General features: G+C 58.9%; 11 protein-coding genes. 5 read left to right on the top strand and 6 right to left on the bottom strand.

What is annotated here, in order from left to right:
• Nucleotides 1-29 precede the first annotated feature (29 nt).
• Together DX909_RS17735 and DX909_RS17730 are read left to right on the top strand one after the other, a co-directional pair.
• Nucleotides 30-2,474 (top strand): TonB-dependent receptor, encoded by a 2,445-nt coding sequence (locus DX909_RS17735; RefSeq protein ID WP_128546544.1) that lies wholly within the window; start codon nt 30-32, stop codon nt 2,472-2,474.
• 37 nt (nt 2,475-2,511) lie between these two features.
• Complete coding sequence (locus tag DX909_RS17730) at nt 2,512-3,429, top strand: DUF4249 domain-containing protein (protein WP_128546543.1); 918 nt, start codon at nt 2,512-2,514, stop codon at nt 3,427-3,429.
• Here DX909_RS17730 and DX909_RS17725 read toward each other — a convergent pair.
• The 4 genes from DX909_RS17725 to DX909_RS17710 all read right to left on the bottom strand — a co-directional run bounded on the left by DX909_RS17725 (nt 3,426) and on the right by DX909_RS17710 (nt 7,741).
• Nucleotides 3,426-5,480, bottom strand: a complete 2,055-nt coding sequence (locus DX909_RS17725; RefSeq protein ID WP_229311097.1) for a ComEA family DNA-binding protein — start codon at nt 5,478-5,480, stop codon at nt 3,426-3,428. The genes DX909_RS17730 and DX909_RS17725 overlap by 4 nt on opposite strands.
• Nucleotides 5,481-5,583: 103 nt before the next feature.
• Complete coding sequence (locus DX909_RS29925; RefSeq protein WP_229311096.1) at nt 5,584-6,087, bottom strand: helix-turn-helix domain-containing protein; 504 nt, start codon at nt 6,085-6,087, stop codon at nt 5,584-5,586.
• A gap of 10 nt (nt 6,088-6,097) precedes the next feature.
• Nucleotides 6,098-6,331: a DUF4160 domain-containing protein gene (locus DX909_RS17715; RefSeq protein WP_128546542.1), complete on the bottom strand. Its 234-nt coding sequence runs from the start codon at nt 6,329-6,331 to the stop codon at nt 6,098-6,100.
• Between the two features lie 168 nt (nt 6,332-6,499).
• Nucleotides 6,500-7,741 carry a DUF8457 domain-containing protein gene (locus tag DX909_RS17710; protein WP_128546541.1) on the bottom strand — a complete coding sequence of 414 codons (1,242 nt, stop codon included), beginning with the start codon at nt 7,739-7,741 and terminating at the stop codon, nt 6,500-6,502.
• A 234-nt stretch (nt 7,742-7,975) separates the two neighbouring features.
• On the opposite strand from DX909_RS17710, the gene DX909_RS17705 reads away from it, so the two are divergent.
• The 3 genes from DX909_RS17705 to udk are packed head-to-tail and all read left to right on the top strand — an operon-like array spanning nt 7,976 to nt 11,469.
• Nucleotides 7,976-8,605: a thymidine kinase gene (locus DX909_RS17705; protein ID WP_128546540.1), complete on the top strand. Its 630-nt coding sequence runs from the start codon at nt 7,976-7,978 to the stop codon at nt 8,603-8,605.
• Nucleotides 8,602-10,821 carry a type IX secretion system anionic LPS delivery protein PorZ gene (gene porZ / locus DX909_RS17700; RefSeq protein ID WP_128546539.1) on the top strand — a complete coding sequence of 740 codons (2,220 nt, stop codon included), beginning with the start codon at nt 8,602-8,604 and terminating at the stop codon, nt 10,819-10,821. Before DX909_RS17705 ends, porZ begins: the two co-directional genes overlap by 4 nt.
• A 30-nt stretch (nt 10,822-10,851) precedes the next feature.
• Nucleotides 10,852-11,469 (top strand): uridine kinase, encoded by a 618-nt coding sequence (gene udk, locus DX909_RS17695; protein WP_128546538.1) that lies wholly within the window; start codon nt 10,852-10,854, stop codon nt 11,467-11,469.
• 36 nt (nt 11,470-11,505) lie between these two features.
• Here the strand turns inward: udk and nadB are convergent, their stop codons facing one another.
• Both nadB and nadA read right to left on the bottom strand, forming a co-directional pair.
• A complete protein-coding gene (gene nadB / locus DX909_RS17690; RefSeq protein WP_128546537.1) occupies nt 11,506-13,116 on the bottom strand; it encodes an L-aspartate oxidase in 1,611 nt (536 codons plus the stop codon).
• Between the two features lie 6 nt (nt 13,117-13,122).
• The gene (gene nadA, locus DX909_RS17685; RefSeq protein ID WP_374755867.1) at nt 13,123-14,046 is read right to left on the bottom strand and encodes a quinolinate synthase NadA; all 924 of its coding nucleotides are present in this window, start codon (nt 14,044-14,046) and stop codon (nt 13,123-13,125) included.
• Nucleotides 14,047-14,122: the final 76 nt, after the last annotated feature.

Raw genomic sequence — 14,122 nt, 5'->3', positions numbered from 1 at the left:
AGTTATCATCCAGTACCACCAGCCTGATTATGAAACAGTTCCTACTTATTTTTCTTCTGGCCTCATGGACCGCCCCGGTCGTGACGGCTCAGACGAGTCAGAACACCGCCCCGCCGGCCGGTCTTCCCCCAAACAAAGCCCAATATACGGTCAGCGGCTACATCAAGGATGCCGCCAACGGCGAGGGACTCATCGGCGTTTCGGTTTTCGTCAAGGAAACCGGCTCCGGCGTAACGACCAATGCCTACGGTTTTTATGCCCTGACGCTGCCGGCCGGCACCTACAACCTGGTTTTCTCCTACGTCGGTTTCGCCAAACAGAACCGGACGGTCGATCTGACCGGCCAGAACCAGAACCTGAACATGGAGCTTCAACAGGAGGGCCGTGATCTCCAAGAGGTTACCGTATCGACCAAACGTGAGGACGACAACGTCAAGAACATCGAAATGAGCGTCAACCGGGTCGAGATGAAGACAATCCAGAAAATACCGGCCCTGCTCGGCGAGGTCGACGTGATCCGGAGCATTCAGCTGCTGCCGGGCGTCTCGACGGTCGGGGAGGGCGCCACCGGTTTCAACGTCCGGGGCGGCAATATCGACCAGAACCTCGTGCTGCTCGACGAAGCCCCGGTGTACAACTCCTCCCACCTGTTCGGCTTTTTCTCGGTGTTCAACCCGGATGCGGTCAAGGACGTCAAGCTGGTGAAAGGCGGGATCCCTGCCCTCTACGGCGGGCGCATCTCGTCCATTCTGGACGTCCGGATGAAGGAAGGTAACTCGAAGCGCACCACCGTTTCAGGCGGCATCGGGGCCATCTTCAGCCGCCTGACCGTCGAGCAGCCGCTGTTCAGGGGCAAAGGCTCGTTCATCATCGCGGGCCGCCGGTCCTACGCCGACGTGCTGGCTAAACCGTTCCTGAAAGGTGACCTCAAAGGCTCCCGCTTCTTCTTTTACGACCTGACGGCCAAGGCCAACTACCGCATCAACGACAAAAATACCATTTATGCCTCCGGCTACCTGGGCCGCGACGTCTTCGGGGCCGATTTCGGGTTCAACTGGGGCAACACCACCACCAGTCTGCGCTGGAACCACGTGTTCAGCAACAAGCTGTTCCTGAACACGACGGCCTTCTACAGCAACTACGATTACCTGCTCGACAGCGACCTGAAGCGGAAAGAAGCCAAGGACTATTTCCGCTGGAAATCCCGGATCATCAATTACAGTATTAAGCCGGACTTCACGCTGTTCCTGAAAAACAACACGCTGACCTTCGGCGGACAGGCCATCGTCTATGATTTCCAGCCGGGAAAAGCCACGGCGGCCAGCAACGGCGAGGTGCGGTCGTTCGGGCTGGAAAGCAAATACGCCCTGGAGAGTGCGCTCTATGTCGGGAACGAACAGCAGGTGTCCCGGCGGATTCAACTGCAATACGGGCTGCGGTATTCGCTCTATAGTTTCCTCGGACCGGGCGAAGCCTACACCTTCCAGTCGAACGTCCCGGCCGGACAACGCCGGTTCCCGGTGGCCACCCGCGACTACGACCGGTACGAAAACATCGAAACCTACGGCAACTGGGAGCCCCGGTTTTCGGCCAAGTATGAGCTAAGCGACCTGAGTTCGCTGAAACTGAGCTACAACCGGCTGGCCCAGTACATTCACCTGGTTTCCAATACGACCGCTTCGACACCCCTCGACGTCTGGACGCCCTCGACCAACAATATCCGGCCGCAGATCGCCGACCAGCTGGCGGGCGGCTATTTCCGGAACTTCGGCCGGACCGGCACCGAGTTCGAAGCCTCCGTGGAGGTGTATTACAAATGGCTTCAGAACCAGATCGACTACATCGACGGGGCCGACCTGCTGCTGAACAAATACCTCGAAGGCGACCTGCTGAACGGCAAAGGGCGGGCCTACGGGGCCGAATTCTTCCTGAAAAAGAACAAGGGCGACCTGACGGGCTGGCTCAGCTACACGCTGGCCAAAACCGAGCGGCTCGTCGACGGCGTCAACAACAACCGCTGGTTCCCGACCCGCTTCGACAAGCGGCATACGATCAATGCCGTGGCGCTCTACGACCTGAACACGAAATGGAGTTTCTCGGCCACCTTCGCGCTCAGCAGCGGGACGCCGGGAACCTTCCCGACCAACGGGTACATCTTCCAGGGCTATCTGGTACCGCACAACGCCGAGAATTCCCGCAACAACTACCGGATTCCGCCCTATCACCGGCTCGATCTGTCGGCCACGCTTCAGAATCCGAAAAAGCCGGGCCGCCGGTGGGAGAGCAACTGGGTGTTCTCGGTGTATAACGCCTACGCCCGCAAAAACCCGTTCTCGGTGTTCTTCCGGCAGGCCGAAGACAAACGGACGGTGACCATGAACGGCGAACAGGTGCAGATTCCGGTCGCCGAAGCGGTCCGCTACTCGGTATTCGCCAGCATTATTCCGTCGGTTACCTACAATTTCAAGTTTTAGACCATCCCGCCGGGCTTCCACCCCCGGCCCCTTCGACATGAAAAATATTCAGATATTTGGTTTTTCGCTGATCCACCTGCTGCTGCTGGCCGGGCTTGTTCTGACGCTGGCGGCCTGCGAAGATCCCATCGACATCAACCTGAAAACCGGCCCGTCGCAACTGGCCGTCGATGCCTGGCTCACCAACGAACCGGGTACCCAGACCATCAGGCTCAGCCGGACGACGGGCTATTTCGATGCGGCCCAGCCCCCGGCCGCCACCGGCGCCACCGTGGTGGTCTCCGACGATAAGGGCAAGACCTACGAGTTCGTCGACCTGAAGAACGACGGTAATTACGTCTGGACCCCGAAGGCCGGTGAAGTGTTCGGGCAAATCGGCCGGAAATACGGTCTGGGCATTCGCTACGAAGGGCAGGAATACTATGCGGTTTCCGAAATGCGCCGGGTGCCGGCCATCGACTCGGTCGTTTTCAGGGAAGAAAAAGTCAACCCGCTCTCGGACGAAACCGGCTATCTGGGCGAGTTCTACGCCACCGACCTGCCGAATCAGACCGACTATTACTGGATCAGGACGTACCGGAACAACAAACGGCTGGATAAAACCACCAACATCGTCGTCTCGCTCGACGGCTCGTTCAACGGCAGTGCCAACACCGACGGCCTGCTGTTCATCCAGCCCATCCGTACGTCGATCAACCCCGACAGTCTGTATAAAATGAACGATCGGGTGAGGATCGAAGTCCTGTCCATCACGGAGGATGCCTTCTTTTTCTTCCAGCAACTGAGCGGTCAGATCAACAACGGCGGCCTGTTTGCTTCACCTCCGTCCAACGTCCCGACCAACGTGCTGAACCGCAATTCCGGCGGACCAAAGGCCGTCGGCTATTTCGGGGTGTCGGCCGTCGGCTCCAAATCGGTGACGGTCGAGAAGGCGAACCTCCGCGAGGACGACTAAAATCGCCACTGCGCCTGAAGTCTGGCCTCGGTTTTATGGGAAGTTGGGAGCTGATCCAGATCCGACCCGACGGTTTCCCGGTTGAAGTAATCGGTGCGGCCCCAGCGCAGCCAGAGGTCCAGCCGTGGCCCGGTTTTCCAGCGGACCAGCACGTAATGCCGCAGGCCCCGGTCCGTGTAGGCCGGTATGGAAAACGTCGACGGGACATCCCGTTCATACAGATACAGGCGGCTGTCGTAGGCGTCGCTGTCGAACCAGGCCAGCCGTCCGCTCACTGAAATCCGGCCGAGGTCCAGGGTTACATCCTGGGCCAGCGCCAGGCCCGTCATGGGCACGTTGCCGACCTGCCGGAAACCGGCCCATTGCATCCGCGTGTGAAACGACAATCGGCGCGAAGGAGTATATTCGGCGCTCAGGGCATAACGTTTACGAAGCGTCTTCGTCACCTCCCCGCCTTTATTGAGTTTGGCGGGGAGGTTTTTTTCTTTGTGTTCCTCATGATAAATGCTCTGAACCGTAAGCCGTTTGGTGGGGGTGAAGGTAGCCTGAAAGAGGTAGTCAAACCCCCGCGACGGCCGGTCGACGAGGTATTTGAGCCACGGAAACCGGTAGACATCGGCAAAGGCGCCGAGTGTCAGCTTCCGGTAGACGACATAGCGAAGGCCGGTATAAAGGCCCTTTTCATTGCTGTTACGGCTGTTTTCTCCGAAGGCCCCGGCGTAGAAACTTTGAAAACGGCGGTCGTAATACCGCCCGAGCAGGGTGGCATCCAGCCGTTTCGTGAGGCTGGCAACGGCCCCGCCAACCAGCCCGATGCCTCCACTGGAGGAGCGGGCGGCTTCCCCGAACGTATTCAGGTTTCGCCGGAGATAAGCGCCGTGCAGCCCGACGACCGTGTTCCGTTTTCCGACAAATTCGTAACGGTTGTAAGGCCGGTCCGGTTTCCGGAATGTCTTGTCGAAGGCCGTTTGCAGCACGACCAGCCCCGCCTGAAACCGCTGCCCGTCGTGCCAGTGCAGATGAAGCCCGGCGTTTTGCTCCCGCACGCCGGCCCGGTCGGCCTGCTCGGCCGGGGTCCGGTGCAGGCCGGAAGTCTGGAGGGCCGTGAACACCCGGCCGTTCTCCGAAAGGTTGGCATCCCGTCGGTTTTGGGCCATCAGGATCGTGATGTCCAGCTTCGGACGGAGCGCATAGGTGGCGGTCAGACCCCGGAAAAAGCCGTATTCACTCAGCGAAGTATACGGGCGGCTTCCCAGGGTCGGACGGCGGACTCCGGCTACCGTCTCGGACCCCTTGCCCAGCGAAAATCCGGCCCCCAGTACCAGTCCCTGTCCGACCTGCAACTGGTAATCCCCGACGATGATGTTCCGCCAGCGTCTTCGATTCTGAATCTGTGCATGAACGGAAAGATAGTCGACGCCCAACTGACCGGTGGCCGGACGCCAGCGGAGCGGTTCGCCGGGATCCTGTTCAAGGGTGAGGCCGAAGCTATAATCCCGGGGCCGGTCGTACCGGTAACGCAGGTAGCACTGCTGGCGCCCACCGGCATACCGCTGCGGAAGGCTGCCGTTGGGGGTCGGTTCAGTCGGCAGAAAGCCTTTCGGCCGTTCCAGAATCCGTTCGGTTCGAATCGTCAGGGAATGGTTAGCGGGATTCCGCAGGGAAAACCGTCGTTGCCCGGTACCGACCGTCACGAAGGGCAGCATCCGGCGGATTGTGGGCAGATCGAAATCGGGGACAGACTGGAGTTCATAGACGGAAAGCAGATCGCCGAGGGCGGACCGGTATTCAAAAAAACGATTCAGCTGGCGTTCGGTCAGCAGACCGGTAGCCGAGAGTTCGTCGCGGGTGACGGTGTTGAGGTCGAGCGGGGTGGTATAGAGCTGGTAGAGATTATCGTAGACGGTTTGATAGTCAGGGCCTTCTGCCTGGACCGGAAACAGCTCCTGAATGATCCGGCCGGGATCGGCTTCCGGCCGGCGGTAATCCTGAGAAAATGCCGGAGAGGTCAGCAGGGTTAGCAGCGCAAGGCGCCAAAGCGGGCAATTCAAACGGCATCGGATCGAGGGGAAGACACAAAGCCGGGCCGTCCATCCGGTCGAAAGGCTTTCTTTCAGGCTTTAGACGGCGCGGGGAGGAAGAAGACACGGGGAATTACATCAAAATAATTCGTTTACCCATGGCGGCCGCCATCCGCCGAAGCGTTTCGGCTTTTGGGCTAACCATGTTTCTTTCTACTTTCGATACGTACTGTTTGGTGGAGCCGATGCGACGGGCGAGGTCTTCCTGCGTAATATTTGCCGCCTTTCGGGCTTTCAAAATAGACTCTCCAATCGATTCGGACACCGTGAGCGGATCAGCCATCAGGACACTTTCCTGAAAGGTGGTGATGGAGTCAAATTCGAGCGGTTCAGACCTTTGCCGGCCGCCCAGATTAAATTCTACCCGGATTTCCGGCCAGCTCAGCACGCCGTCCCGCAGTGTAACCCGGCTAAATAGTTCCCATTCGGAGAGCCGGCTGTACAATGGATTGGAACTGCGCTTCCATTCATCCATTCGAGCGGTATAGTCGTTCCGGCGAATTTCACCGTTCGACCAGCGGGTAATGATCCGGTACGGCTCCACGGCCAGAATCTCGATGATTTCGGGTTCGGTCATCCTCCTGTTCTTATTGATTGTTCATGGTTTTCCAGAGTGTCAGGAGGCTTTGCCGATTGCCTTCCAGATACCTCATCGCTACTTTAAGTTTACGGGGCGGCAGATAGCCTGAATAAACTTCCCCGGTTTGAATCACAATCAGGCATTTATGTTCTGCATACTTTACATGAATATGCGGAGGATTATGATCGTTCGAGAACATTTCGATTTTTATACCCCCGTCCAGAAGCTCGATGGTCGCCATGAAGATAGAATAAAGTAATCAGACCTGATTACTTTTCTGTCGAAAGCTACGTAAGGTCGACAGGTGTTTCAGGCTTTAGACGGAGCGGGGAGGGAGAAGACACAGGGTACGCAAAATAAAAAACCGAACGTTTCCGCCCGGTCCGTTATCGGTAACGAAGGATGCGTCTTATAAGGCAAACCGCCGTTTCAGAATGTCGATCAGCATGCCGACCTCGTCGCTGCTCATGTCCCAGAGGTACTGGGCGGCATACCGGTAGGAGATCAGGTCGCGGGCCTGGTCGTAGCTGGTGGCCTGGTTCAGTTCATCGATGGCTTCGTTGTAGGCCACGGCGTTGCCGTTGAACAACTGGTTGATAAACATGAACTTCTGGTTCAGCGAAATACTTTTGCTGATGCTTTCGATCGGCGCCCGGTAAAAGGTTTCGCCGATGGTGACGGGAGCCGGCGGTGTTTCGGCGTCGGCGGTTCCCGGGTCGGTCACGGGCAGTTCGTCCAGCGAAGTGGTTTCACTGAACCGCACCGATGCCTGGCTGGGCTGCATGGAAGGCGCCGACGGTTCGGCGGAGGGCCGGGCGTCGGTCAGAAACAGCGGGCCGCCGGTAGCCTCGTCCGAAGCTTCTGCCGACGAGTTTCCATTCAGGACCGAACCGGCCGCCCCGTTGGCAGGGGCGGCCGGCACGGCAACCGCCACGGGAGCCGTAACCGTGTTGTCGACTTCGATGTCGAAAAATGATTTATTGGTGGTCGGGACGGTAGCCGGCACCGAGAAGTCGTAGGAAGGCTTGCGCAGTAATACGCCCGGATCGAGCAGCACTTTCTCCGAAAACTGGGCAATGTATTTGTCCGGTTTTTCAAGCTCCCGGCCCCGGTGCAGCAGAATCTCGTCGAGCCAGTTCAGTGCCTGATTAACATAGACGAAATCTTTCCCCTTCATGCGTTCCTCCAGGGTGATCGGCACGAATTTATTGATCTGCGTGTAGCGGGTAATCTGATGGGCGGCTTCGGCGGAAAGCGAGAAATCCGGCTGGTTCCGCAGGGCTTCGTCGAAGTAATGACGGGGATCGAACAGAAGAATCAGTGTCCGTTTGGTCGCGTCGATCAGCAGCGGCTCCAACTGTTCCCGACGCATTGAAATATGTTGAGAAACCGTATTCATGAACAACTGAAGCGCTTCCTTCACTTCGGGGTGTTCGTAGTCGAAGTAAGGGCTGCGAAAGCGTTCGGCGTCTGCCCGCCATTTCTCTGATAACGAGCTGACTACGAATATATTGACCTGGCTGATCGGGCTAAGGGAAAGCAGTTCTTTTCCGGAAATGACGGAGTGGGAAGAAAAAAAATCACCGGCCACTTTTCGGGCATATGATTTGCAATATTCGGTAAGAGAGGACGCGTTGAACTTGTTCGACATGTCAAAATATCTTTGCTTTGTAAAGATATGGTTTTCGCTTAGAATCCGGTCAGACATCTTGAAAATTATCGTTTAGAGCCACTTTTTGCCCCAACAATAAGAATGCCAGCGCCATGGAATTGTTGAATGTTGAAGGATAGAGTGATTGAGTGGTGCGCGGCCCGTTAAGCATGGCGAAGCTCATTCAATCATTCATTTATTCTACAACTCATTTATTATTAACGATGCCCTTGTATGTTTATTGAACCGAACCGCCGTCGCGAACCGCCCCACCTCCGTACGGGATGGATCGAAGTGATCTGTGGGTCCATGTTTTCCGGGAAAACCGAAGAACTGATCCGGCGGCTGAACCGGGCCATTATCGCCAAGCTCAGCGTCCGGATTTTCAAGCCGCTGGTCGATACCCGGTACCATGAACTGAATATCGTCTCCCATAATGCGACCGCCATCCGCTCGCAGCCGGTCGGTACGGCCCGCGAGATTCTGGAGCAGGCCGGCAACTGTGAGGTCGTGGGCATCGACGAAGCACAGTTTTTCGACGACCGGGAGATTGTGGAAGTATGCAATACGCTGGCCAACAGCGGGAAGCGGGTCATTCTGGCGGGGCTGGATATGGATTTTCAGGGCAACCCCTTCGGCTGTATGCCGCACCTTCTCGCCATCGCGGAATATGTGACGAAAGTCCACGCGATCTGTGTCGTGTGTGGAGATATCGCCAACTATTCGTACCGGCTCGTACCGTCGAAAGAAAAAGTACTGCTCGGCGAAACCGACAGCTACGAAGCCCGCTGCCGTCGCTGCTACCTGCTCGGCGACCGCGCCGGCAGCAAGGAATGGGTTTATGAGGACAATGTGAAAGGATGAATTCGGTCGCCGGGAGCCTGTTGTTTCTGCTTCTCTCGATTCCCGGTCTGGCCCAGATCGGCACCTGGCGGACACACCCCAGTTTCCGCTCCGCCCAGACGGTGGCCGCCGTGCAGAACCGTATCTACTGTGCCTCGGAAAACGGCTTTTTCTCCTTCGATCCCCAGGCCGGTGAAGCCACCCGGCTCACCCGCGACGATCACTTTTCCGAAACCGGCGTTAGCCGGCTTTTCTATTTTCCGGACCGCCGGCAACTGCTCATCGGCTACCGGAGCGGCACCCTCGATGTGCTGTCGGTTACGGCAACCGGCGAACCGGCCGGCATCAGAACGATCACCCTTATACGGGACGCGGCCCAGATTCAGGGCAGCCGGCGGATCAACCACGTGAACCGGCGTGAAGACCGGGCCTACCTCGCCACCGACTTCGGCATTGTCGTTCTGGACGTGGCCCGCACCGAAATTCTGGATACCTACCGCAACCTCGGCCCCGGTGGCGCATCCGTGACGGTTTATGCAACCGCCTTTGCCAACGACTCCCTCTATGCGGCCACCTCACGCGGGCTGCTGGCGGCCCGTTTTGCGCCTTCCGTCAACCTGGCTTTTTTCGGCAACTGGCGGCCCGTCGGCCTGCCCCGGGGGGGCGACATCCGAACGGTGGTCGGCGTAAACAACAGGCTGTATGCCGCCGCGCCCAGCCAGGGCGTGGTCGAGCGGCAGGGCGGCAGCTGGATGCTGGTTCAGGCGCTGCCCACCATCACCGGGCTGGTGCAGACCCCTACGGAATGGGTGGCCGCGGCCCCGGATGAACTCCGGCGGGCCTCGGGCCTGCTGTTGCAGAACGCGGTGGTGGGCAACCCCAGGGAGATCGTCGAGGCCGCCGGCAGCTTCTGGATCGCGGATTCACTGTCCGGCCTGCTCCGCGTCTCCAACGCCGGGGTTCAGTCCGTCAGCCCCGACGGCCCGGCTTCCGACCTCTTTCAGCGGCTGCGGGCGTTCGGCACCTCCGCTGAATCCCATCAGGTCATTGCCCTGCCGGGCGGGTTTACCGACAACCGAACGGCTCTGGGGCGCCGGCGCGGATTCGATCTTTTTCAAAACGGGCGCTGGCAGAATGTCCTGGATCGCTCCCTGCCCACCGATTTCGTGGCCGCCACCATCGACCCGACCGACCAGCGGCTTTTTCTCGGCAGTTTCGGGGGAGGAATCTGGACGCTGGACGGACAGAATTCGCCCGAGGTGGTCAACCGGGTGCTGGCCGGGGTCAGCGATCTGGCGGCCGACGGCAACGGCGACCTCTGGATCACCACCCCCACCTCCCGTTTCGGGCCGCCGGCACTGTATGTCCGGCGGAAAAACGGACAGATTCAGTCGTTCTCCACCGACCGGCCGGACCTGCTGCGGCTCGTCATCGACGACAACGGCTTTTTATGGATGGCACTGAGCGGGGCCAACGGCGGGGGCCTGCTGGTGTTCGATCCCGTCACCAGTCGCAGCCGGTTTCTGTATGACCAGTCGGGCGAGGGGAACCTCCCGGATCGCAACGTCCGGTCGCTGGTCCGGGACCGCGACGGCCTGATCTGGGTCGGTACGGACAACGGGGTCGCGGTTTTCGACAACCCGGCGGCCGTTTTTACGGCATCGGTGAATGCGTACCAGCCTGTGGCCGGCGGGCGTCGGCTGCTGAGCGGAGAATCCGTCACGGCCATTACCGTGGATGGCGGAAACCGCAAATGGCTCGGTACGCTGAACGGCCTTTTCCTGACCAGTGCGGACGGGACGACCCTGCTCGAATCCTTTACGACCGATAACAGCCCCCTGCCCGATAACCGGATCAACGATGTGGCCGTCGACCCCGTCAGCGGGGAGGTGTTCGTGTCGGCCGGTGTGCCGGGCGGGTCTTACGGGCTGGTATCCTATGGCGGGGGCGCCACCGAACCGGCCGGGCAACTGAGCGGCATCACGATTTTCCCCAATCCCGTACGACCCGGTTTCGGCGGGAACGTAGGCATCCGGGGGCTGGTCGAAAATACCGTCGTGAAGATCATGGACACCGCCGGGCAGCTCGTCTACGAAACCCGTTCGCAGGGCGGAACCGCCACCTGGAACCTGCGGGACTACCGGGGGCGGGCGGCCGAAACCGGCATTTATTTCATCTTTGCCGTCAGCCCCGACGGCAGGGAGGGGCTGGCCGGAAAACTCGCGGTCGTGCGCTGAATGTAGACCGAAACCGGGTATTTTTGTAACATGACCAATAAACCATTTATCGTCGGGATTACGGGCGGGAGCGCTTCGGGAAAAACATCGTTTCTGCGGGGGCTGATCGAAGCGTTTACCGCGGATCAGATCAGTCTTATTTCCCAGGACAACTATTACCGCACGCTCGATCAGATTCCCCGCGATGAGAACGGTATTCCGAATTTCGATTTACCCGAAACCATCGACCATCAGCGGTTTGGCGAGCACCTGCGCCGGCTGCACCAGGGCGAAACCGTCGAGACGCCGGAATATACGTTCAACATGCCGAATGTCGTACCCCGCACCCTGGTTTACCAACCGACGCCCATCATTGTGGTCGAGGGCATCTTTGTGTTTCATTTCCAGGAAATTGCCCGGCAGCTGGACCTGAAGATCTTCATCAATGCCCGAAACCGGGTAAAGCTCGAACGCCGGATGATTCGCGATCAGGCGGAGCGGGCGCTGACTCCCGAAATGATCATGTACCAATGGGAATACCACGTCCGGCCCACCTACCGGCAGTTCATCAAACCCTACAAAGCAGAAGCCGACATCGTCATCCCCAATAACCAGCACTACAAAAAAGGTCTGGACGTGGTGATCGGCTACCTGAAAGGCAAGGTCTGAGCGCGTAAACCACGCACACGGGCGGGGTGCCGGTGTTCAGGCTTCGACCCGCGACACGGTGTGGGCCGGGGTGTTGTCGAGGTTAAAATGCAGCCCGCGGTTGTCCCGACGTGACATGGCGGCCTTGATGACCAGGTAAGCCACCTCGATCATGTTCCGCAGTTCGCAGATCCGAACCGACACCTTCGACTGGCGGTACAGTTCCTCATGTTCCAGATAGATCAGTTCCAGCCGGTCCATCGCCCGCTTCATCCGGCGGTGAGAGCGGACGATCCCGACGTAATTGGACATGATCGACTCCAGTTCGCGCTGCATCTCCGTCACCAGCACCAGTTCTTCGGGATGGGTCGTTCCGGCGTCGTTCCACTCGGGCAGGTTGTCGGGAATGACGGCTTTTTCGAAGTTCTCGACGGTTTTCAGATAAGCCCGGTGTCCGAACACCACGGCTTCGAGCAGGGAGTTGGACGCCAGGCGGTTGGCCCCGTGCAGGCCCGTGCAGGAACATTCGCCCGCGGCATACAGGAAGTGGATGTTGGTCTGACCCCACTCGTTCACTTTGATGCCCCCGCAGAGGTAGTGCTGGGCCGGAACCACCGGAATGAAGTCCTTCCGGACGTCGATGCCGAGGTTGTCGCGGCAGTAGGCAGTAATGTTCGGGAAGTGCTCGACGAATTTGTCGAAATCGCAGTGCGTCACGTCGAGATAGACGTGCGGGTCACCGGATTTCTTCATCTCGGAGTCGATGGCCCGGGCCACGATGTCGCGCGGGGCCAGCGAAAGCCGGTCGTCGTAATGCTCCATGAACGTCTCGCCCTTCAGGTTGCGCAGAATCCCCCCGAAGCCCCGGACGGCTTCCGAGATTAGGAAACTCGGCTTCTTGCCCGGTTCGTAGAGCGCCGTCGGGTGGAACTGGATAAATTCCATATCCTTGGCGATCGACTTGGCCCGGTAGGCCATCGCAATGCCGTCGCCGGTGGCGATGGTCGGGTTCGTGGTGCTCTGGTAGACGTTGCCGATGCCCCCGGTGGCGAGCAGGGTGGTTTTAGCCAGAAACATTTCCACGCGCCCGGTCTGCGTGTCGAGCACGTAGGCCCCGAAACACCGGTTGTCGGTATCGTATCGGTGGACGGTTTCCCCGAGGTGGTGCCGCGTGATGAGGTCGACGGCGTAATAATGGGTGAAAATCTGAATCGACTTCAGGGACTGGGCTTTTTCGAGCAGGGCCCGCTCGATTTCGGCCCCGGTAATGTCCTTGAAGTGCAGAATCCGGTGGTCGGAGTGGCCGCCTTCGCGGGCCAGGTCGTAGTCGCCGTCGTCTTCCTTGTCGAAGCGGGTTCCGTATTCGATCAGTTCCCGGATGCGCTCCGGGGCCTCGCGGACCACGATCTCGACGACTTCCCGGTTGCACAGGAAGTCGCCGGCGATCATGGTGTCCTCGATGTGTTTCTCGAACGAATCGTCTTCCGACCAGACGGCCGCAATGCCGCCCTGGGCGTACTTGGTGTTGGTTTCATCGGCCCGCACCTTCGTAATGACGCCGATCGAAACGGCCTGACCCGCATTTTCGTAATGAATTGCCAGTTTGGTGGCGTAGCTCAGGCCGGCGATGCCGGAGCCGATGACCAGGAAGTCAAATGGTTGGGGCATGTTTCTTTACAGATTCTTGCTCATTTCCAGCATCCGGAGCACGGAGGCTTCGGCTTTGACCCGGACGTCCTCTGGCACGATGATTTCAGGTTTCTCGTAATACATCGCGTTGTAGAGTTTTTCGAGCGTATTCATTTTCATGTACGGGCACTCCGAGCAGGCGCAGGTGTTGTTCTCGTTGGCCGGGGCCGGGATGATCTTCTTGTTCGGAACGGCCTGCTTCATCTTGTGCAGAATACCGGCCTCCGTCCCGACGATGAACACCTCGTCGGGCTGATCCACCACGTATTTCAGCAGGGCGGTGGTCGAACCGACGTAATCGGCCTGGCTCAGGATGTGTTCCTGACACTCGGGGTGGGCGATGAATTTGGCGCCCGGGTATTTCTTCCGCAGCTCGTTCAGTTTATCCTGCGAAATGTCGATGTGTACGATGCAGGCGCCGTCCCACAGCACCAGCTCGCGGCCGGTTTTCCGGGCGACGAACCGGCCGAGGTTGGCGTCGGGCGCGAAGATGATCTTCTGATCCTTCGGCAGGCTCTCGACGATCTTCACCGCGTTGGACGAGGTGCAGATGATGTCGGAAAGGGCCTTGATGTCGGCCGAGCAGTTGATGTAACTGATTACGATATGGTCCGGATACTTCGCCTTGAAGGCCGCGAACTCGTCGGCGGGGGCCGAATCGGCCAGGGAGCAGCCGGCGTTCAGGTCGGGGATGACCACCTTTTTGTCGGGCGAGAGGATTTTGGCCGTTTCGCCCATGAAATGCACCCCGCAGAACACGATCATGTCGGCCTCGGTGGCCGCGGCCTGCTGGGAAAGTCCAAGACTGTCGCCGATGTAGTCGGCCAGGTCCTGAATATCGCCGTCGACGTAATAATGGGCCAGAATCACGGCGTTTTTCTCCACTTTCATCCGCCGGATTTCGTCCATCAATACCTGTTTATCTTTCGGCGTCGAGCGGCTGATGTAGCCGATCTGCCGGATTTCTTCGTCTAATGTCAATGGA

The sequence above is a fragment of the Larkinella soli genome, from assembly GCF_003703975.1.
In the GTDB taxonomy this organism is placed as follows: domain Bacteria; phylum Bacteroidota; class Bacteroidia; order Cytophagales; family Spirosomataceae; genus Larkinella; species Larkinella soli.
The sequence above is the reverse complement of the archived record's forward strand: the minus strand, read 5'-3'. Positions and strand labels throughout refer to the sequence as shown.

Excerpts from the sequence above, each read along its gene's own strand:
- DX909_RS29925 (WP_229311096.1), bottom strand. The coding sequence starts at position 6,087 with ATGACCGAACCCGAAATCATCGAGATTCTGGCCGTGGAGCCGTACCGG.
- DX909_RS17730 (WP_128546543.1), top strand. The coding sequence starts at position 2,512 with ATGAAAAATATTCAGATATTTGGTTTTTCGCTGATCCACCTGCTGCTG.
- DX909_RS17715 (WP_128546542.1), bottom strand. The coding sequence starts at position 6,331 with ATGGCGACCATCGAGCTTCTGGACGGGGGTATAAAAATCGAAATGTTC.
- DX909_RS17735 (WP_128546544.1), top strand. The coding sequence starts at position 30 with ATGAAACAGTTCCTACTTATTTTTCTTCTGGCCTCATGGACCGCCCCG.
- porZ (WP_128546539.1), top strand. The coding sequence starts at position 8,602 with ATGAATTCGGTCGCCGGGAGCCTGTTGTTTCTGCTTCTCTCGATTCCC.
- udk (WP_128546538.1), top strand. The coding sequence starts at position 10,852 with ATGACCAATAAACCATTTATCGTCGGGATTACGGGCGGGAGCGCTTCG.
- nadB (WP_128546537.1), bottom strand. The coding sequence starts at position 13,116 with ATGCCCCAACCATTTGACTTCCTGGTCATCGGCTCCGGCATCGCCGGC.
- DX909_RS17710 (WP_128546541.1), bottom strand. The coding sequence starts at position 7,741 with ATGTCGAACAAGTTCAACGCGTCCTCTCTTACCGAATATTGCAAATCA.
- nadA (WP_374755867.1), bottom strand. The coding sequence starts at position 14,046 with ATGGACGAAATCCGGCGGATGAAAGTGGAGAAAAACGCCGTGATTCTG.
- DX909_RS17705 (WP_128546540.1), top strand. The coding sequence starts at position 7,976 with ATGTTTATTGAACCGAACCGCCGTCGCGAACCGCCCCACCTCCGTACG.